The following is a 21,227-nucleotide window of genomic DNA, read 5'->3' as shown; positions in this document are numbered from 1 at the left end:
TATGTCTCAGCCACTTCAATAAAAATTTAAAAATTAATTATGCAATCGGAGGTCTAAATAGGGAAAGCAGATTTGGATCTGAGAAAAGATCTGATCTGTAAGTTGGAATTTTTGATTGTGGTAATTCCGGATTGAAAGGAACCGGAAGTAGATCTTTGTCGTCTAAAATGAAAACAAAGTGTGCAGTTCCGCTGGTAATAACCTTAAAAGGAAGCTGCATGTCGCGATCGTCGTCATTGTCGTTTAAGTCTTCTCCCCAATAATGCATCGATAAGAAATCTACGAAACTTACATTTTGCAGTTTATTGTGCTCTTGAAAGTGCTCAATTAGTATTGGCAGTTTATAGAATTGCTGCACAAAACTACTATTCGAGGCAATAAGAAGGATAAATATGTAGACAATTGTTTTTCGCACGACGCAAATTTAACTTAAATTCTTAAAGTTTTCATCATTTTAAGTTAGTAAAGGGTTCTTTTAACAATTTAGAAATATTGAATGTTGCTTTTTTACATTCTAATATTATGAAGCCTATATATTATGAAATTGCCAAATTATTATTCTAACTTTCTATTTTTCAATGCTAACATTCTTTTTCATAAAACAAAAACGAATCAATTCTTGTTGAATTAACTCGTTTCTTTTTTAATTTCTAAAACTGTATTTTTAGTACAGAATTAATTATTTTTATTGGAATTTGCCTTTTCTAAAAGTTTATCGATTTTCATTAAAATTAAATTCTCGTATGCATCTTGTCTTTCGTCACTTTTTTTTCCTGAACTAAATCCTTCACTAATTCTATAATTCTTCAAAAACTGACTTTTCTTCGCTCCTAGTGCATAATACCAGCTTCCCATTTCAGATTGAACAAAAATTACGGCTTCGTCAAGATTCATTATTTTCTTTTTTGAAATTAACGGACTTGCCTTATAAACGGCATTATTACGAACATCAAACGTAAACTGAATTTTCGCAGCAATTTGAATATCATATAAAAAATGAAGAAAAAAGTATACTAAAAGTACACCAATCACCCAGCGCATTTCTTCTCCAAGATCATTAAAAAACAGTATTAAAGCTATTAATCCTGCCGCTATTCCAGCCAAAAACCACCACGATTGATTGAGTGATGGCTTTTGCGGATTTATTGAAAAAGAATTAAGGTTTTCTTCGATGTTATATCTTTCTCGAATGTTCATCTAAAATTTCATTGATTTCGTTAATCAAATTCTGCATTGATCTGGTTGTAAAACCTTGAGCAATTCCTGTGCGTTTTTCTTTGCTTTCTTTCATATAATAAAGATTTAAGGAAACGTTTGTCGTTATAAAATTATGCCTCACTTTGACCAATTCAAATTCGACAAAATCAGCAAACGGAATTTCAACTGGTTTATTGATTAATCCGTTTTTTATTCTGAATTCATTCCTGCTCAGATCAATAACAAATTCCTGCTGCCAAATGGCTATAAAACAAATAACTGTCAAGACTCCAAAAATGCCAATTACTGCATTGTTTTTGTAATAAATGCCTCCGACAGTGAAAGCGAGCATTCCTAACACCACAATTAAACCAAAACCGTATTGTCTTTTCATGACATACAGATTTTCTTCTTTTGTGAATTTCTTAAATTCATTCATTTCGCTACTCAATTTTAACGCCATCAATAATTAAAGAATCACAAAGAAGCGAGATGTAAGCACTTGTATAATCAGCAGTTAATTGATCGCTTAAAGAATCAACTCTTCCTTTTGTAAAATCGAATTTTCTAGTAGGAAGTTTTCCAAATTGGTCTGTCATGGTAATCTGACCATCAACTCCTGCTTTATTTTTCATAAGAACAGCTAGCAAAGCAATATCTTGTTTTTCAAAATCAAGAGAAAAATAGTAATTGTTTTTTACCTCCGTTTTGTCACTTCCGTCTGCAGCAGCGATACTAGATTTTGTAAAAGAAAATGTTGCAGATCTCAATACTGCTTTTGTCGTTTTGTTGCCTTCTTTCAAAGTGATTTCAATTTTAATGCGTTTATCGTCTTGCCCATATGTTAAAGACGATACAAAAAGGCACGCTATTACTAATAATGTAAATAAATTCTTATTCATAATTTTATAGTTTTAAAAATAATTTATAACAGCAAGATTACTACTAAGATCATCTTGCGACAATTCGTAATTGGCAAATGGAGACTTTAGATTTTTATTTGGTAATTCTATGCCAGTATTGAGAAAAAGCGCTTTTAAACCACTTCATTACATAGACTTTACAAAGGATTTTCTTGTCAAATTTGCTAGCTGTTTTTTTTGGTCAGTCGATTTTCAATTTGTACTTTGGCTTCAATTACCACGATATATGCACGTAAAAACTACTTTAAATCAGATAAAAAATAGAAAAACGAAATGGCTATTCTCGTTTCTGATTTTGTTTTTCATCACTACTTTAAATGCACAAGTTTCGGCTGTAGAAAAAATTGCGGCTTATGGCTATTCCAAACGTTTTTCAGATTCATCTGCGAGTAAAAAAATTCAGCAGCAAGCTCTTAATTTAGCCAAGAAAAAAAAGAACATCGACGATGAAGTAATCTGTTATTCGTACCTCGCTCTTACGCAAAGACGTTTATTACATATAAAAGAATTTACTCGTTACGCCGACACAGCCTATATTTTAGCTCAAAAAAGCAGTAAATTAAGAGTTAAGGCTTTTGCTTCTTTGGCAATGGGAACTTTGAAATCTTATATAGATGACAAACCGCAGGCAATCGATCATTTATTGCATTCGTATGCGCTTTTCAACAAAATAGACGCTCACGATCAATGTGCTAAAATTGCTTCTGATATATCGTATTTGTTTTCTCCAGCATCGCCAGAAAAGGTTCATAAATATGCACAAGAAGCTTTGGAACATGCTTATAAGGCAAAAGATCCAGAAAGTAAATTGTATGCAAGATTGGCGTACGGAGGTTATTTAACCGACAAACTCGATTCTGGAGATGAAAAAGATTGGGCAAAGTCTTTAGCATTTTTGAAAACTACGGTTCTATTGGCTGAAAAACAGTCTTTTGATATTATTAGTAAAAGCAATATCGGAATTGCTTACATAAATTTGGCCGATCTTTACTCGAAAGGTCCGAAACCTATTAATGAAGTTGCATTGCTCGAAAACCTTGAAAAAGCTACAGCAATTGCCAAAAAATACAACATTAAAATCATTTACAGAAGCGCTATTGGACTTCAAGGTTTTTATTATACAGAAAAAGGAAATTATGCAAAAGCCGAAATGCTTTTTATAGAAGGAATAAAATACCAGCTTAGTCTGCCTTACACTGATAATTATTTATTAGCAACCTTTTACAATTCTCTAAAAGAAGTTGCTGCAAAACGTCATGATTTTGAAGCATATTATACTTATGATACATTATATGCAAAATACAGTCAGTTAAAGTATAATGAAACCACTCAGAAACTTTTGCAGAATGCAGATGCGAGATTTGAGTCTTCCAAAAAAATGGAACGCATAAAACAGCTTGAATTGGAAAATGAACTTGAACAGCAAAATAAACTTTTAGGTTACGGAATTGCAGGAGGTTTACTAGTTGGACTTGTTTTTATGTTTCGTTCTTACTATTTCAGACAGCGTTATTATTTAAAACGCGAAGAAATTTTAAAACAAAAACAAACCAATAGCGAATTGAAATTGCAATTAATGGAGAAAGAAACCATTGAAAACCTTGCCACTAGACTTTCGCTAGAAAGAAGATTGTTGCGTTCTCAAATGGATCCGCATTTTATTTTTAATGCTTTGGGAAATATTCAGAGTATGATTTTACAGAAAGACACGATTCCGGCGGTTTCTTATTTGAATAAATTTGCCAAACTAACGCGTCAGATTCTGGAACAATCTCGAAAAGAGACCATTTCTTTAAGAGAAGAAATCGACACTTTAAAGAATTATATCGAATTGCAGCAATTGCGTTTGAATGATAGTTTCGAATATGCAATTGTTTGCGACGAATCTGTTGAAGACGATATTCTTATTCCGCCACTTTTGATTCAGCCTTTTATTGAAAATGCCGTTGAACACGGATTAAAGCCAAAACCAAAAGAAGAAAAAGGTTCATTGCAAATTAATTTCTCACAGCAGACCGATCAGAGAAATCTAATTTGCACCATAAAAGACAACGGAATTGGACTTACCGCTTCGAGAAAATTGAAGACAAACGAAAATCATAAATCTCTTTCTACGACCATTACCGACGAAAGATTATCAAAAATGCAAAAAGACCATCCGTATGCTGGTTTTCAGGTTTTAGAACGCAATGCAGACAACGGAGAAACGGGTTGCATTGTTATTATTAATATTCCAATCTTGTAAAAAATGTACAAAACTATCATTATAGAAGACGAACAGCGCATTCGCGAAGCTTTATCCATCATGTTGGAAATGGTTGCTCCAGAAGAAATTCAAATTATCGCTTACGCGGAAAGTGTTGAAGAAGCCGTAAAGTTAATTGACCGCATGCAACCCGATTTGGTTTTTATGGATATTATGCTTCAAAACGGAACTGGATTTGATGTTTTAAAGCAAATTACTTTCAACTCGTTTCATCTTATTTTTACCACTGCTTACGAACAGCACGCTATTAATGCTTTTAAATACAGCGCAATAGATTATCTTTTAAAACCAATTGATCCGGACGAACTTAAAACTGCCATTGAAAGAATTTCGCTTTTACAAGAAAGAGTTTTAGAAAAACAGCAATTAAACGAATTGCAAAACAATCTTTCTAAAACTCCAGATCGTATTATATTGCCAACTCAGGAAGCAATGTATGTGGTTAAATTAGAACAGATTACAAGATGCGAAACTTCTGGTTCTTATACGACTTTCTTTTTAACAGATGGACGAAAAATTATGGTTTCTAAGCCTTTAAAAAATTATGAAGATTTACTGGAACCGCCAATGTTTTTCCGCATTCATCAGTCGCATTTAATCAATGTAAATTCAATTGTAAGTTATTCTCGCGAAGGAATGGTTCATCTGAATGATAAATCGGTTGTGCCAATTTCTAGAGGAAAAAAAGAGCAGTTTTTTAAATTAATGAAAGAGGAAATTTAACATTTTGTAAAACATATTTTACCTCTTACCGATTTAAATACAACAAATACCAACCAAAAGGCACAGTAGACAAAGTAGCTATTCCAAGTCCTATTCATAGTATCTATTTTTGATCCAATAAATAACTCAAACTATGAATAACAAAACCCTTTCTATTCTTAGCTATGTCACTATTATTGGTTGGATTATAGCTTTCGTTAAAAGTAAAGATTTAACACCTAAAAGTGATTTGGTAACTTACCATTTAAAACAAGGATTCGGAATTTTTCTGGTTTCTTTAGCAGTAAATATTGCTTTGTCTATTGTTGTCACTATTGTTCCAACACTTTACTTTTTAGGCTACGTTGGATACGTTATTCTTATTTTATGGATTTTCGGAATCATAAATGCCGCTAACGAGCAAAAGAAACCAATTCCGCTAGTTGGGCAAATTTTTGAAGATAAATTCAGCTTTATTGACTAACCTGTCTTACTTTTTTTAACTGACGTTTTTATTTTTTGGATGTAGGAGATGATTCTCAGAGAACCTCGGTGGCTAAGGTAGCACTGAATAGTATTTGAGGATCTTTCTACTTTAAAAACGAAAATCTACGACAATCCTTCTAACTGCAGAAAAACTGGAATTAACGCTTTTCCTTTTTCAGTTAAATTATATTCGATATGAAGAGGTTTCAGTTTAATCGTTACCTTTTCTAAAAGACCTTCTTCTTCCAATTCTTTTAAAGCTGTGGCCAAAGATTGCTTGTTTGAACCTTGAATTTGGCGCAGTAAATTATTAAAACGCAAAGGCGATTCTACAGCCAGGCGAAAAATCTCTGCTTTCCATTTTCCAGATAACATCTTTAGGAGCCTTTGTGCCGGACAAGTTTCTTTTTCTTCCATAATTATTGGGGTAGTCAAAAAAAATTGACCTATTGTTTTCGAATGTTTTTTGATTAAAATTTGTTTTTAATTCTAAAGTAAAAATATAAAATGAAAGCAAAGAAACCAAGCGAAATGAGCGTTCAAGAATTGTTAAAAACACAGAAGACGATTAAAACAACTATTAAAGTTTTAATTATAGTTGCCATCTTACTGCTTCTCATTATTGTATTCCTATTTCTCGAAAAAAGTTTTTTAACCTTAATGTTATTTCCTTTGTCAATGGCATTCCTTATTGTGAATTCTAATTTTCTTAAAGAAATCCAAAACGAAATTGCTACAAGAAACTTAGAATAAAAATCACAAATTAAAATAAGTTTCTTTTTTTAATTTAATTTTTCTTAACCAAAAGTCTTGCAAAAAAAATTACATTTGGGCTCCCTAAATAAGCCCTAAATTATGATTATGAGCAAAAAGACTTTTTATTTTTTACCTCTATTTTTACTTCTTCTATTCTCGCAATTTAACTATGCTCAAAAGCAAAAAACAGTTAAAAAAGAAACCCGCGGAAGACTATTCAACGACACTACAGCTACAGACAGCGATTACTTAATGGCAATTGAAAAAGCTGGCGAGGTATTAGAATCTGCCTACAATGACATTGATTTTGCAGGTGATACGCGTCATCTTTTTGGCGACATGAAACACACTGAAAGCAAACTAGAATTAATTTTAGCTAGTTTGAAAGGCGCAAATCCGAATGTGCGAAACCAGCAGATGTACCGCATTGTTTTACAAGAAATCCAACAAGAATTGGAAGAACAGAACAAAGCAATCAACGCTAAAAATCTGGATCTTGAAAACATTAAAAAACGCGTAATTGATCTTCGTAAAGACAAGACTTTAATTACATTAATAAAGGATACCATTCGTCGTAAACAATTTAAGAAAGAATTCGGAAATCTTAGAAAAAGATATGTTGCTACTGATAGTTTGATGACGAAAAACCAGACTACTTTAAACAACAAAAAAAGACTTACGGTACAGCGAAAAATTTCTGTTTCTAATGCTTTAGTTGCTGTTGAAGGAAAACTTGAAAAATCTGGAATCAGCATTTTCAATAAAGAATATCCTTCTTTATGGCAGATTAATGATTCTGCAACAAAGAAAAGAGTAACACACAATATAAAAGCAAAAATCATAATCGAAGAAAATGTAGCCGCTTATTACTTAGGCTACAAAGCGGGCGGATTAATCACGCTATGTTTCTTTATGGGACTTTTGTTTTGGTACATTTCTCGAAATATCAAATTCCTTAAAACAAATGGTTATGCTGAAAATTTACACCATTTGAACTTTAAATATTTAAATAGAGGCGTTTTATTACCGATTTTAGTTATTGCACTAAACATTGCTGTAGTTACTAATTTGTATGCTCCTGCCCTATTTTTAGAATTAATTCAGCTTTTCCTACTTGGTGTTTTAGTCTTCCTTTTCAAAAATCAGTGGTCTGGAGTTGCCATGAGAAACTGGCTTTTCCTTTTAGGATTATTCTTCGCACTTTGCTTTTTAGACTTGTTCATCACTATCGGATTATTGCAACGTTTTGCTTTTGTAGCAATCAATGTTTTAGGTATTCGTTATGGATTAGTTCAAATTAAAACACTTAAAGAAGAACTTTATATAAAAGCCTTTTTTAAATGGGCAAGTATCATTTTTATCGGATTGAATATTTTATCAATTCTTTACAATTTATTCGGAAGAGTTTCTCTTTCTAATATGTTAAGTATTACAGCATTTATATCACTTACTCAAATTGTTGCTTTAAGTGTTCTTTTGAAGATTATTTTAGAGATTATTCTGCTTCAAATTTACACCACTAGAGTAAAAAGAGGAATTGAAAAAATGTTTGATTATGAAAGTTTATCAGACACTTTGAAAAAACCTTTTATCATTGTAATCAGTTATATGTGGCTGATTGTAATTGCTTCAAATTTGAATATCTGGGAATCGCTTCGTGGTTCGTTAACTAAATTATTAAGCCATCCGAATACCATTGGTAGCATTACATTTACATTGGGTAATGTTGTTTTATTCTTTATTATTATCTGGGCTGCTCATTTGCTTCAAAAATATGTTGCTTATTTCTTTGGTGAAATTGATGATGAAAATGAAGAAAACATCAATAAAAGACAGCATTCAAAATTACTTATCACACGATTAGTTGTTTTAATAAGCGGTTACCTGCTTGCGGTTGCGGCTTCTGGAATGCCATTGGATAAATTAAGTATTCTTTTAGGAGCTTTAGGTGTCGGTGTCGGACTTGGACTTCAGAATGTGGTGAACAATTTCGTATCGGGAATTATCTTGATTTTCGATAAACCGATTCAGGTTGGTGACGTTGTAGAGATTAGTTCAGAATCTGGCCGTATCAAATCGATGGGATTGCGTACAACTAAAATCAATGCTCCAAACGGTGCAGAAATTATTATTCCGAACGGTAATTTATTATCTCAAAATATCACAAACTGGACGTATACTGATAATTTCAAATTAGTTGAAATAACTTTTGAAATCAATGGAGAAACAATTCCAGAAGAAATTAATACAGTGGTAAACGAAACGCTTGCCAATCTTACTTTAGTAAACAATTCAAAACCATCACAAATATACTACATCTCAATTTCTGACGGAAAATATAAACTTCTAATCAAGTTCTGGTGTAGCATCTACAAAACGGAAGAAACGATAAGTTCAGCACGACAAGAACTGTATATTAGTTTCAAAAACAAAGGTTTAACTTTCTCTAGTTAGATTTTAAGAACATAAAAAAAGGCGGTAATTAATTACCGCCTTTTTTTATGTTAATATTTTAATATTTAGTTGTTTTTACATTAATATGTTAAATTATAAGAGTTTACTTAAAAACAGGTAAAAACCCGTGCATCCACAATTAAGTTATAAAGTAATTTAGCCTTGTAGTAAAATACTACTAAAAAACTAATACTAACAATTAAATCTTACAAACTATGGAAGTATTCCTTGGAACAATTTTGAGTTTCGCTTTTAATTTCGCGCCTAGAGGATGGGCTTTTTGCAACGGCCAAATGATGTCAATCGCACAGAATTCTGCTTTATTTTCATTACTAGGAACAACTTTTGGAGGAGATGGTATGTCGACATTTGGTCTTCCTGATCTAAGAGGTAGAGCTCCTATTCATTTTGGACAAGCGCCTGGTCTAAGTAATTACGTAATGGGTGAAAAGGCAGGTTATGAACAATTTACTTTAACAACATTAAATATACCTGCCCACGGACATACCCTTGCGACTACTGGTACAGGAACAGTAAGTCTAACTGCAAATTCTGTGGTTGGAGGAACAATCACAAATATAACTGATGGCGGAAACAACTCTTTTTCTTCTGGTGGTTCAACACCAAACATCTACAGTGAACCAGGAGGAAGCGGGACTGACAAAATTGGTGGCTTTACTGGAACTGTAGCTTTGGCTGGTAACACAGGATTAACTGGAGGAACTCAACCTTTTCCTTTAAGTAGCCCATATCTTGTTGTTAATATGTGTATTGCAACATCTGGAATTTTTCCTTCTAGAAACTAATAAACTCAAAATAGAGGCATTTTTTGCCTCTATTTTTTAATCTCATTTTATGGATAACAATATTAAAATAGGCATTTTAATTCCAAAGTCGCAACAATATCCTTCATTAGATAAAGATTTTATAAGGGGTTTAAAACTCAATAATCTAAACGTAAAGTTTTTTGTAGAAAGTATTGGTATTGGTGCAGATGAAAAACTAATAATTGATAAACTTCAGAAGCTTAACTTTCAAGAAGATATATCAATTATAATTGGTTTTCTGGGTCATTATAACATGCCTGAGGTCTATAAATATGCTTCTAATAATGATATTTTGTTATTAGCCGCAGATTTAGGAGCAGCAACTCCCTATCAAACATCTGATTACAAGAGCATTTTTATAAATTCATTAGGATTAACTGATTCTTGTTATTATTTAGGCCAATATTTTACACATAAAAAGTATCAAATAGCAACTTCTACTTCATTTTATGATTCGGGATATGGTTTGATTGCTGCCTTGGAATATGCTTTTAACAATCAAAATCATTTTACGGGACATTATATTACTCCATTTGTGCCAAGAGAAAATGAAGCGGCCCATATGGATCATACCATAAATACGCAGCAACCTAATGCTGTTTTTGCTTTTTATAGCGGTTTATATGCCGAAGAGAATGCTGATTTTTTGAAACAAAATAAACTTACTCAAAAATATCCTTTTTATGTAACGCCTTTTTTTATCAATGATAAAATTTTGGACGAATACAAAAATAATCCTCACGAGCTTTATGTAGTCAGCAGCTGGATGCAAAATGACACCGACTCAACAGATTTTACTTCAGGATATAAAGATGTTTACGATGAAAATCCAACCCTATTTTCAATTTTAGGTTATGAAAATGGGCTGATATTAAAGAACATACTTTTAAACGCTAATAATTTAAAAACAAGTTCTTTAATTGACGAAATGCACAAATTAGATATAGAAGGCCCAAGAGGCACTATCCGATTTGATGAGAATACCAACAGAACCAAATTCAATCATTATATATACCAATTAAATTTGGATTCTTTCAATAATATAAGCTTTAGAAAAATTGAAACATTGGTAAACGATGGAGATTTTATTAAGGCTTTTGCCTCACTGCCGAAACCTGATCATATAGGAGGCTGGGACAATGCTTATCTATGTCATTAACTAAATTGTATGTTATGAAAAAAAAATTACTTTTATTTTTTACGTTCTTTTGCGTCTTTGGTTTACATCAAAATATAAAAGGACAGACTTTAGGGCCTGGTGATATTGCTTTCATCGGTTTTGATACTGGAGCTCAAGATGGCTTCAGCTTTATTGCCCTAAAAGCTTTACCAGCTGGACAAATTGTATACTTTACTGAAGAAGGTTTATCTGCAAATGGCTGGCTAGGAAGCAATGAACCACACATTAGATGGACAATTCCTCCGAATGTAACCGTAGGAACAATCATATCTGTGATCGAAACTGTAGCAAACAACAATACCTTTACTGCAACTGCAAGTGTAATTGGTGATGTGACAAGTAGTTTTGTAATTAATCCTACAGGGCCCGTTTACAACTTTAATCTATCTGCAGGGGACCAGATGTTAGCCTATCAAAGTGTTGGAAATGTAATGAGACCTACAATGACACAAGTATCAGTCCCGATACCAGACCCAGAACCGGTACAAACAAATATAACTTTTATAGCGGGTGTTCATGGCGATTACAATGATAATAATTATGATTTAGTTACACATTGGAATAATCCTACTGTAACAGCAAATCTTGGTGGGGGAGAAAGTATAAAACCATGGGGATTAGAAAATGGAAAAAATTGTGTTTCATTATTTCCTGGGATTACAGAACCATCACAATTTTTCGCAAAATATACAGGTCCCTTGGTTGGTACAGCTACTGCTATAAGAACAAGCATTAATACTTACAGTAACTGGATTATTACAACGCCAACTTCTACACCTGCAGGCAGTCAAGGAATTCTACCTGCTAACTACACTACTCCAAATATAAGCCTTGTTAGTGCTCCAACAGTAACCACAACAACTCCTGTAACAATTTTTGGAGCAATTACGGCCACGTTAGGAGGCTCAAACGATAATGGTGGCGATACTGGCACTATTAACAGAGGAATTGTTTGGTCGCTAACGACAAATCCAATAATTAACGATCCAGGTGTAACACAAGTAACAGGGACTGCGGGAACTGGAAGTTTTACTATTCCAGTAAATTCGCTTCCTGCTGGAACAGTAATATACTATAAAGCCTATGCACAAAATTCAATAGGAACATCTTATGGGAATACGGTTTCATTTACAACCAATGCAGCTCTATCTGCTACGCAATCGCAAACAGCTGCTTGTGATGGATCTATTAATGGAACAGCAACAGTAACTCCTTCGGGAGGAAAATCGCCTTATACTTACTTATGGTCTAATGGCACTTCAGTAAATCCTGCAACAGGGCTAGCTGGAAACGCTAATTATTCTGTTTTAATAACAGATTCCGAAGGAACTTCTATATCTAGAAATTTTACTATAGCAGCAAACTCTCCTATATCAGGTGGAACTACCGTTACCAATGTCTCTTGCAACGGAGGAAACAATGGCGCAATAGATCTTACACCTAGTGGAGGAAGCGGAACATATACTTATAATTGGGGTGGCGGAGTAACTACTCAAGATAGAACAACACTTGTCGCTGGCACCTATTCTGTTATTATTACAGATTCTAATAATTGTAGTGTAACAATAAACAATATTGTTGTTGGTCAGCCTACTGCAGCGCTTAACGGAACAACAAATGTAACCACTGTGGCATGTAACGGCGGAAGCACTGGAGCTATAGATCTAACACCTTCAGGAGGAACTAGTCCTTATACTTTCTTATGGAATGATGGTGTTACGACTGAAGACAGAACAGGAATTCCTGTAGGTTCATACTCTGTTACAATTACTGATGCTAATTCTTGTACTAAAATTATTACTGGTATCTTAGTTACCCAACCTGCTGCGATTTCTACATCTGCAACTTTAACCCATCTTGCATGTTTTGGAGGGAATACAGGAAGCATAGTACTTAGTCCAACTGGTGGTGTTCCAGGTTACACTTATTTATGGAATGATGGCGTAACTGCTCAAAACAGATCAGGACTTACTGCGGGTACATACAATGTAACAATTTCGGATTCTAACAACTGTTCAAGACCTTTTAGCTTTACACTTAATCAGCCTAATTCTGCACTTGGAGGATCTGTAACCGTAGGTAATGCTTCATGCAATGGAGGATCTAATGGTAGCATTGATCTTACACCATCTGGAGGTACGCCAGCCTATACTTACAATTGGAGTGATGGGCCAACAACCCAAGATAGAACAGCAATTACTGCGGGAACATATTCTGTTACAATAAGAGATGCTAATAACTGCAGTTTTGTTATAAGTAATATTGTTGTTGGTCAGCCAACAACAGCTTTAAGCGCATTAACTGGAGGAAGTCAAACAGACGTATCATGTAATGGAGGCGGTAATGGAACCGCAACAGTTGCACCAACTGGAGGAACTCCTGGTTATACTTATTCTTGGAATACAACTCCTGTACAAACAACTGCTACGGCAACAGGTCTTTCCGCGAGCACTTATACTGTAACAGTAACAGATGCTAATGGATGCCAAACAACAAGAAGCTATACTATCGGGCAGCCAGCTGCAGCTTTAAGCGCATTAACTGGAGGAAGCCAAACAGACGTATCCTGCAGAGGAGCCAATAATGGTACTGCAACAGTTGCACCAACTGGAGGAACTCCTGGTTATACTTATTCATGGGCGCCTTCTGGAGGAACTAATGCAACAGCAACGGGTCTCATAGCGGGAACTTACACTGTAACAGTAACAGATGCTAATGCATGTCAAACAACTAGAAGTTTTACTATTGGACAGCCAGCTGCATCTTTAAACGTATTAACTGGAGGAGGCAAAACAGATGTATCATGTAATGGAGGTGGTAATGGTACTGCAACGGTTGCCCCAACTGGAGGAACTCCTAGTTATACTTATTCTTGGGATACAAATCCTGTACAAACAACTGCTACAGCAACAGGTCTTTCTCAGGGAACTTATACCGTAACGGTAACTGATGCTAATGGATGTCAAGCAAATAGAACTTTTACTATTGGACAGCCAGCTGCACCTTTAAGCGCATTAACTGGAGGAAGCCACACGGATGTTTCCTGCAATGGAGGCGCAAACGGTACTGCAACAGTTGAGCCAACTGGAGGAACTCCTTCTTATACTTATACATGGAATACAAGTCCTGTACAAATAACTGCTACGGCAACAGGTCTTTCTGCGGGAACTTATACCGTAACGGTAACAGATGCTAATGCATGTCAAGCAACTAGAAGTTTTACTATTGGACAGCCAACGATATTATCGGTAACAAAATCAAAAACAGATGCTCTTTGTAACGGCAGTGCTACAGGAAGCGCTACTGTTACTGTTAGCGGAGGAAATGGTGGTTATACTTATTTATGGAGTCCATCTGGAGGAACTGCAGCAACAGCTACTGGATTAGCTACAGGAAATTACACCTGTTTAATTACAGATGCCAATGCCTGTAGCATTACTGAAAACTTCTTCATAGATGAACCTTCACAATTAAATGCTACAACTTCTCAACAAAATGCTACTTGTTCTTTTGGTGGTCAAGCTACTGTTACACCATCTGGAGGAGCAAGTCCTTATGCTTATTTATGGACTCCTGGGGGAGCTACAACACAAACTGTAAGTAATTTAGCTGCAGGAAATTATAGCTGTCTTATTACAGATGGTAATGGCTGTACTATTACTAAAAATTTCACAATAGGAACAACTAACACTTTAGTTGCTACTACTTCGCAAACAGATTTATTGTGTAATGGTGGAAATACAGGATCTGCATCAGTAGTTCCATCAGGGGCACCTGGACCATTCACTTATGTTTGGTCTCCTTCTGGAGGAAATGGTGACACAGCTACTAATCTTGCAGCAGGAAACTATTCAGTTACAATTACATCAAATAATGGATGTTCTATTGTCAAAAACTTTACAATCAATGAACCGCCAGCACTTGTAATCACAAAAACTGGACAAACAGATGTTAGTTGTTTTAGTGGCTCTAACGGATCGTTAGCTATCAATGTAACTGGAGGGACTGGTACTTACACTTATTCATGGGCACCTGCTGGAGGAACAAGTGCAAATCCAACAGGTCTTTCTGCAGGAACTTACACTGTAACCGTTACAGATGCTAACGGATGTACAGCTACAGAAAATTATGCAATTACGCAGCCTACTGCTCTTGCGCCAACAATAACTAAAAATGATGTTTCTTGTAATGGTGGTTCAAACGGGTCTGCAACTGTAAGCGTTACAGGAGGAACTGGAGCATATGCCTATTCATGGGCACCTGCTGGAGGAACTGCTGCAACAGCATCTGGCCTTGCTGCTGGAAATTACACAGTTACTATAACAGATGCTAATGCATGCCAGACTACAGCATCGGTACTCATAGAACAGCCTACTCTACTTGAAGCAACAATATCAAAAACAGATGTTTTATGCAATCAGGCAAATAATGGTACAGCAACAGTAACTCCTACTGGAGGAACAGGAAATTATACTTACTTATGGTCACCATCTGGCGGAACTGCCGCAACAGCAACTGGATTAAGTCCGAACATTTATAGTGTTCAAGTTACTGATGCTAATGGATGTTTCATAATCAAAACTATTAATATCGTAGAGCCTACCGTGCTTTCTGCAACAGATTCTCATACTAACGTAAGTTGCTATGGCGGTAATAACGGATCTGCTTCAGTAGTTGCAACTGGCGGAACAGGTAACTACAGTTACTTATGGGCACCTTCTGGAGGAACGGCTGCAACAGCAACTGGTTTAACAGCTGGAACTTATACCGTAACGGTTACAGATCAAAATTTGTGTTCAGTTGTAAATACAATCGTTATCTCAGAACCTAATGATTTAATTGTAACTGCAAATGTTGTAGCGGTTTCATGCCATAACGGAAATAACGGATCGATTACAATTAATGCAACTGGCGGTACAGGAGCTTACTCTTACACTTGGTCACCATCTGTATCAAACACTGCTTCTGCAACTGGTCTAACAGCTGGAATTTATGCTATAACCGTTACAGATGCCAACTCTTGCTCAACTATTATAGCTATTGATGTTCTTCAGCCTGCAAATCCTGTTGTTTTAAACACTTCAGCTGTTTCTGGAATAACTGTAAGTGGAGCATCTCTATCTGGTACTGCTTCTTCTGACGGAATAAATACAGATAAAGGAGCATGTTTAACAGAAGTTGGTTTTGTCTACGCAATGCATGCAACTCCTACTACTGCAGATACTAAAATAAATGCTACTTCAACATTAGGAACATTTACAAGCACTTTATCAGGACTTAGAGGAAACAGAACGTATTACGTTAGAACTTATGCTATAAATAGTAATGGTTTTGTTAATTACGGGAATGAAGTTAGTTTCACGACGCCAAAATACATTCTTACTATAACAGCAGAAGCTGGAATTACAAAAGTATATGGTACTGCTGACCCAATATTCAACTATACACCGCTAGGTTTTGCTAACGGAGATACACGTGCTATTTTAAGTGGTCTGCTTTCTAGAGATGCTGGTGAAAATGTTGGGAAATACAACATCAAACTAGGAACAATCGATGCGGGTGCTGATTATACTATTGTGTTTACTGGTGCAGAATTTGAAATTACTAAAGCCAACCAAACGATTACTTGGAATCAAACTTTAGAATTCGGATGTGAAGATTCAAGCTCAGTAGCTTTAACTGCAACAGCAGATAGCGGATTGCCAATTTCGTATACAATTGCAAATTCAGCATTGGGTACAATTTCAGGAACAACTTTAAATATCACTGGATCAGGAAGCTCTACAATTACCGCTGTACAAAATGGTGATCAAAATCATAATGCAGCAACAGCAGTTGTTAAACCGATCGAAATAAGCCAATCTGGACTTGTTATACAGCAATGGGCAAATGTGCTATTCTTTGATAACAAATCAAACAATTATGTGGCTTGGCAATGGTATAAAAACGGAGTAGCTGTTTCTGGTGCAACTCGCCAATATTATAGCGAACTTCTGCCTTTAAATGGTACTTATTATGTAATTTCAAAAGACAAAAATGGAAATTCAATCAAATCTTGTCCAATTGAAACTACTGGAACAATTTTTACCAAAAAGATCAAAATCTATCCAAACCCAGTTAAACCTGGAGGTGAATTTACTTTAGAATGTGATTTTAGTGAATCTCAATTAAACGGTTCTGAGGTAGTTATTTACGACATTACAGGAAAATTAGTTCAGACTATTTCAAATGTAAAAGCCAAAAATCAAATTATCGCTCCCTCACAGGTAGCCTTATATGTTATCGTTCTTAAATTGGCTGATGGTCAGTTAAAAACAATTAACTTATTGGTTAAATAAAAATGAGATTTAATTTAAAATTACGAGCAATGAAAATTAAAACCACGATAGCCATACTACTACTGTTTAATGTCACTATAAAAGCACAGGAAATTAATGTTAAGATAAATGGAGGTCCGTCGGGGATTCTTTATGATAGCAATCTTGGAGATGGCAAACTCAAATTTGGCGGAGGAATAGGTGTTGGATACACCTATTTCTTCAGCAGCCATTGGGGAATTTTGACAGGAATCGATCTTATGTACAATCAAAATAGTTTTGAATTAAAAAACGGAAATACAATTTCAAGTTACGAAGTTGATGATCAAACTTCTGCATTTGAATATCAAGTGACTCCGACAAACTATAAAGAAGATCAGCATTTTATTTCTGCTGCAGTTCCACTTATGATGCAATACAGAACTTTTGTTTCACCAAATACTCAAGTGTATTTTGGATTTGGAGGAAAAATTTTATTTCCAGGAAAACAAACAGCAAAAGCTTCTGCTTCCGAATTGCAATTGAGCGGTTATTATCCAGATATGAATCTTACAGTTGATGATCTGCCTTCTCACGGATTTGGTAAAGTAACCAATTGGCAAGATAAAACAACAGTAAGCTTAGATCCTACTTTTCTTTTAAGTGTTGAAACGGGTCTTACTTTCAAACTAAAAGAGAAAACACAGCTTTACACTGGTTTATATCTAGATTACGGTTTGACTGAAATAGCAAAAGAAAATGCCAATCTTAACATCGTTGCTTACAACCCGACTGGATTGGATAATATCCAAGCAAATGGTACAAGCGGCAATAGAAAAATTGTTCAGGAAAGCCGTTACCTATCTGCCGGAATTCAGCTGAAATTAGGTTTTATGCTAACTAAAAACAAGCCAGAACCTGTCCAGCCAAAAGCAGAACCAGTAACTCAAACAGAAGCGCCTGTTCAGCAAGCACCTCCTGCACAGCAAAAAGTTGTTGAACCAACTCCTGCTAAAAAAGAATTGACGCCGGCTGAACGAGCAATAGTTGAAAAACCTCTTTCTTTTCAAAAGGTTGGAAATACTGACGTAACTCCAGAACTGGCTACAAGATTAGATGAAATCGCCAAAATTCTGAAATCGAATAATGATACAGACTTAAATATCACAGGATATACTTGCGATATAGGAACTGAATCTCGTAATATCGAAATCGGAATGAAGAGAGCGCAAGCCGTTTCTGATTATTTACAGAATAAAGGAATTGAGTCTAATCGTATGCATTTATTTTCAAAAGGAGAAAGCGAACCTTTAGTTCCAAACACTCCAGCTGAAAATAAACCTCTAAACAGAAGAGTTTCACTTACGCTGATAGACGCGAAATAAATTCTACAATTTTCAAAAATCAAAGCCTGAAAAAAGAAATTAGTTCTCTTTTTTCAGGCTTTTTCTTTATTACAAATGTGTTTACTCAAAAACAACACAATCGCGTAATATAAAAAAATAAATTTTTAACACTATGATTAGAATCATGTTTTAAAAAAAATGATGATAATACATTTACCCTATTAAAATTATATGCTAAAACACATTTCAAAACGAGCTTAAAATACCATCAGCTTTAAACTGAAATTCAATAATTTATATGGACAAGAACTTTTTAGTACAGGAGATAATCCGATTGAAAAAAGAAAAAAATGCTGTGATCCTGGCTCATTATTATCAAGATGAGAATATTCAAGAAATCGCAGATTTTATTGGAGACAGTCTTGAATTGGCTAAAAAAGCTCAAAACACAAATGCTGATATTATTGTTTTTGCTGGAGTTCATTTTATGGCAGAAACAGCAAAAATTTTAAACCCAAATAAAAAAGTAGTTCTACCCGATTGGAATGCTGGCTGTTCTCTTGCAGATGGCTGTCCTCCAAAAGATTTTAAATTATTTAAAGAACAACATCCCGATCACATTGTGGTCACATACATAAATTGTTCTGCTGAAATAAAAGCCATGAGCGACTTAGTTTGCACTTCGGCGAATGCAAAAAAAATAATTGAATCGATTCCTGCAGAACAAAAAATAATATTTGCTCCAGATGAAAATTTAGGCAAATATCTTCAAAAAGAAACCAAGCGCGAACTTGTCTTATGGAAAGGCTCATGCGTTGTGCACGAAGCCTTTTCATTGGACAAACTAATTGAGATATACAACAAAAATCCGACTGCAAAAATCGCAGCACACCCTGAATCTGAAAGTCATATTTTAAAAGCAGCACATTACATTGGCTCGACTTCGGGAATTATTAATTTCATTAAAACGGATCCTACTTCCGTTTTCATTGTGGCCACAGAAGCCGGTATCCTACATGAGCTTGCAAAAGCAGTACCTGATAAAACGCTGATTCCGGCTCCTACCACAGAAGAAAACAGCTGTTCCTGCAGCGAATGTGCTTTCATGAAAATGAATACACTCGAAAAATTGTATTTGTGTCTTAAAAATGAAAGCCCAGAAATGCTGGTTACAGAAGAACTGCGAACAGAAGCGCTAAAACCAATAAAAAGAATGCTTGAACTCTCATAAAAACACAACAACTCTAAATCAAAATAACATGCTTAAAACAGATATATTGATTATAGGTTCCGGTATTTCAGGATTATTTTTTGCCATGAAAACAGCAAAAAAACGTCCAGATTTATCGATTGTTATAATGACGAAAGAAACTGCCAAAAATACCAATACACGACTGGCTCAAGGTGGTATTGCGGTAGTTACAGATCATTTAAAAGACAGTTTTAATAAACACATACACGATACGCTTCGTTCTGGAGGTGGTTTGTGTGATAAAGAAGTTGTTGAGATGGTTATTAAACAAGCTCCCGAAAGGCTTCAGGAATTAATCGAAATTGGAACTTCTTTTGACAAAGATGAAAAAGGCCAATGGGATTTAGGTCTAGAAGGCGGACATTCACAACATAGAATATTACATCATAAAGATAGCTCCGGACAGGAAATTGAGAGCAAATTGCTCAAAATTATTAAAAAGATGCCCAATATTGAACTCTTAGAGAATCATATGGTCATTGACATAAATGCCGAAACAAAGAAAGCTAAAACTACTTGTACCGGAGTTTTCTTTTATGAAAAAAAACACAATCGCATCAAATACATGAGAACGCGAACTATCGTTTTAAGTACTGGAGGATGCGGACAACTTTTTGAAAATACAACAAATCCTAAAATCGCAACAGGCGACGGATTGGCAATGGCAGCGCGTGCAGGAGCAGAAATTGCAGATATGGAATACATTCAGTTTCATCCAACTGCTTTATTTACAGGAAAAGAAAATCCGTTGTTTTTGATTTCAGAGGCTGTAAGAGGTTTTGGCGCTCATATTGTAAACGAAGAAGGCAAAAGATTTTTATTTAAATATGATATCAGAGGCGAATTATCAACAAGAGATATGGTGTCAAATGCTATCAGCAAAGAACTTCAATTAAGCGGAAAAGATCATGTTTACTTGGATTGCAGACATTTGGATGCACGAAAATTTTATGCTCATTTTCCAGTAATTGCAGCTCATTGCAATGAATTGGGAATAAAACCAGAAAAAGATTTAATTCCAGTTGTTCCTGCTGCTCATTATCAATGTGGAGGAATTAAAGTTGATTTAAATGGAGTTACAAATATTAAAAATCTTTACGCTATTGGCGAATGCGCTAGAACTGGACTTCATGGAAAAAATCGTCTCGCATCAAACTCACTTCTTGAAGCTTTAGTATTTGCTCATCAAGCTTCAGAGAACGTTGATCGAACTATTGCTGAGTTTGTTTTTTCATCTAAAATATTAATTCCGAAGTTTCCAAAAGCAGAGCAAACCGATGATTATCATTCATTTGAAATACTAAAAAAAGAATTGCAAAAATTGGTTACCTCATTTTATACCAGTGAAGAACGCGATTCAGATTTGGCTTTTGAAAAAATTAAATCATTGCATAATGATGCCGTTTCACTTACAGAAACACACGAAATTACTATTCCTTTTATAGAATTTTCGAATATGATCGCAACTTCATTACTTATTATCAAACAATGTAAAGCCGCGCCAAACAAACAAATGTGCTGAAACCAAAGTTAATTTATACA

General features: G+C 34.9%; 16 protein-coding genes. 11 read left to right on the top strand and 5 right to left on the bottom strand.

Going from position 1 to position 21,227, the window contains the following annotated elements; all coding sequences use genetic code 11:
* Positions 1-37 precede the first annotated feature (37 nt).
* From ACE01P_RS16320 to ACE01P_RS16305, 4 genes are all read right to left on the bottom strand, one after another.
* On the bottom strand, positions 38-358 hold the full coding sequence (locus ACE01P_RS16320) for a hypothetical protein (RefSeq protein WP_379699888.1): 321 nt from the start codon (positions 356-358) through the stop codon (positions 38-40).
* Positions 359-675: 317 nt separating this feature from the next.
* Positions 676-1,197 (bottom strand): hypothetical protein, encoded by a 522-nt coding sequence (locus ACE01P_RS16315; protein WP_379699886.1) that lies wholly within the window; start codon positions 1,195-1,197, stop codon positions 676-678.
* Positions 1,175-1,636 carry a hypothetical protein gene (locus tag ACE01P_RS16310; protein WP_379699884.1) on the bottom strand — a complete coding sequence of 154 codons (462 nt, stop codon included), beginning with the start codon at positions 1,634-1,636 and terminating at the stop codon, positions 1,175-1,177. The genes ACE01P_RS16315 and ACE01P_RS16310 overlap by 23 nt, the downstream gene beginning before the upstream one ends.
* Positions 1,637-1,640: 4 nt before the next feature.
* A complete protein-coding gene (locus ACE01P_RS16305) occupies positions 1,641-2,099 on the bottom strand; it encodes a hypothetical protein (protein ID WP_379699881.1) in 459 nt (152 codons plus the stop codon).
* 247 nt (positions 2,100-2,346) lie between these two features.
* Between ACE01P_RS16305 and ACE01P_RS16300 the strand changes: the two genes are divergently transcribed.
* From ACE01P_RS16300 to ACE01P_RS16290, 3 genes are all read left to right on the top strand, one after another.
* The gene (locus ACE01P_RS16300; RefSeq protein ID WP_379699878.1) at positions 2,347-4,365 is read left to right on the top strand and encodes a sensor histidine kinase; all 2,019 of its coding nucleotides are present in this window, start codon (positions 2,347-2,349) and stop codon (positions 4,363-4,365) included.
* Positions 4,366-4,368: 3 nt separating this feature from the next.
* The gene (locus tag ACE01P_RS16295) at positions 4,369-5,109 is read left to right on the top strand and encodes a LytR/AlgR family response regulator transcription factor (RefSeq protein WP_379699876.1); all 741 of its coding nucleotides are present in this window, start codon (positions 4,369-4,371) and stop codon (positions 5,107-5,109) included.
* A 133-nt stretch (positions 5,110-5,242) separates the two neighbouring features.
* Entirely contained in the window at positions 5,243-5,572 is a 330-nt protein-coding gene (locus tag ACE01P_RS16290; RefSeq protein ID WP_379699873.1) for a DUF4870 domain-containing protein, read from the top strand.
* Positions 5,573-5,697: 125 nt separating this feature from the next.
* Here ACE01P_RS16290 and ACE01P_RS16285 read toward each other — a convergent pair whose 3' ends face one another.
* Positions 5,698-5,991: a winged helix-turn-helix transcriptional regulator gene (locus tag ACE01P_RS16285; RefSeq protein ID WP_379699870.1), complete on the bottom strand. Its 294-nt coding sequence runs from the start codon at positions 5,989-5,991 to the stop codon at positions 5,698-5,700.
* 90 nt (positions 5,992-6,081) lie between these two features.
* Between ACE01P_RS16285 and ACE01P_RS16280 the strand changes: the two genes are divergently transcribed.
* The 8 genes from ACE01P_RS16280 to nadB all read left to right on the top strand — a co-directional run bounded on the left by ACE01P_RS16280 (position 6,082) and on the right by nadB (position 21,207).
* A complete protein-coding gene (locus ACE01P_RS16280) occupies positions 6,082-6,327 on the top strand; it encodes a hypothetical protein (RefSeq protein WP_379699867.1) in 246 nt (81 codons plus the stop codon).
* A gap of 108 nt (positions 6,328-6,435) precedes the next feature.
* Positions 6,436-8,784 carry a mechanosensitive ion channel family protein gene (locus ACE01P_RS16275; RefSeq protein WP_379699865.1) on the top strand — a complete coding sequence of 783 codons (2,349 nt, stop codon included), beginning with the start codon at positions 6,436-6,438 and terminating at the stop codon, positions 8,782-8,784.
* Between the two features lie 215 nt (positions 8,785-8,999).
* Entirely contained in the window at positions 9,000-9,590 is a 591-nt protein-coding gene (locus ACE01P_RS16270) for a phage tail protein (RefSeq protein ID WP_379699862.1), read from the top strand.
* A 49-nt stretch (positions 9,591-9,639) separates the two neighbouring features.
* Complete coding sequence (locus ACE01P_RS16265) at positions 9,640-10,770, top strand: ABC transporter substrate-binding protein (RefSeq protein ID WP_379699859.1); 1,131 nt, start codon at positions 9,640-9,642, stop codon at positions 10,768-10,770.
* A 14-nt stretch (positions 10,771-10,784) separates the two neighbouring features.
* Positions 10,785-17,129, top strand: coding sequence for an MBG domain-containing protein (locus ACE01P_RS16260; protein ID WP_379699856.1), 6,345 nt, complete (start codon positions 10,785-10,787; stop codon positions 17,127-17,129).
* A 29-nt stretch (positions 17,130-17,158) separates the two neighbouring features.
* The gene (locus ACE01P_RS16255; RefSeq protein WP_379699853.1) at positions 17,159-18,472 is read left to right on the top strand and encodes an OmpA family protein; all 1,314 of its coding nucleotides are present in this window, start codon (positions 17,159-17,161) and stop codon (positions 18,470-18,472) included.
* A gap of 259 nt (positions 18,473-18,731) precedes the next feature.
* Positions 18,732-19,664: a quinolinate synthase NadA gene (gene nadA, locus ACE01P_RS16250; protein WP_379699850.1), complete on the top strand. Its 933-nt coding sequence runs from the start codon at positions 18,732-18,734 to the stop codon at positions 19,662-19,664.
* Positions 19,665-19,692: 28 nt separating this feature from the next.
* On the top strand, positions 19,693-21,207 hold the full coding sequence (gene nadB / locus ACE01P_RS16245; RefSeq protein WP_379699847.1) for an L-aspartate oxidase: 1,515 nt from the start codon (positions 19,693-19,695) through the stop codon (positions 21,205-21,207).
* The last annotated feature ends 20 nt before the right edge of the window (positions 21,208-21,227 follow it).

The sequence above is a fragment of the Flavobacterium sp. HJSW_4 genome, from assembly GCF_042436695.1.
Taxonomy (GTDB): Bacteria; Bacteroidota; Bacteroidia; order Flavobacteriales; family Flavobacteriaceae; genus Flavobacterium.
Note: the sequence above shows the minus strand (reverse complement) of the source record. Positions and strands in the feature narration are given on the sequence as shown.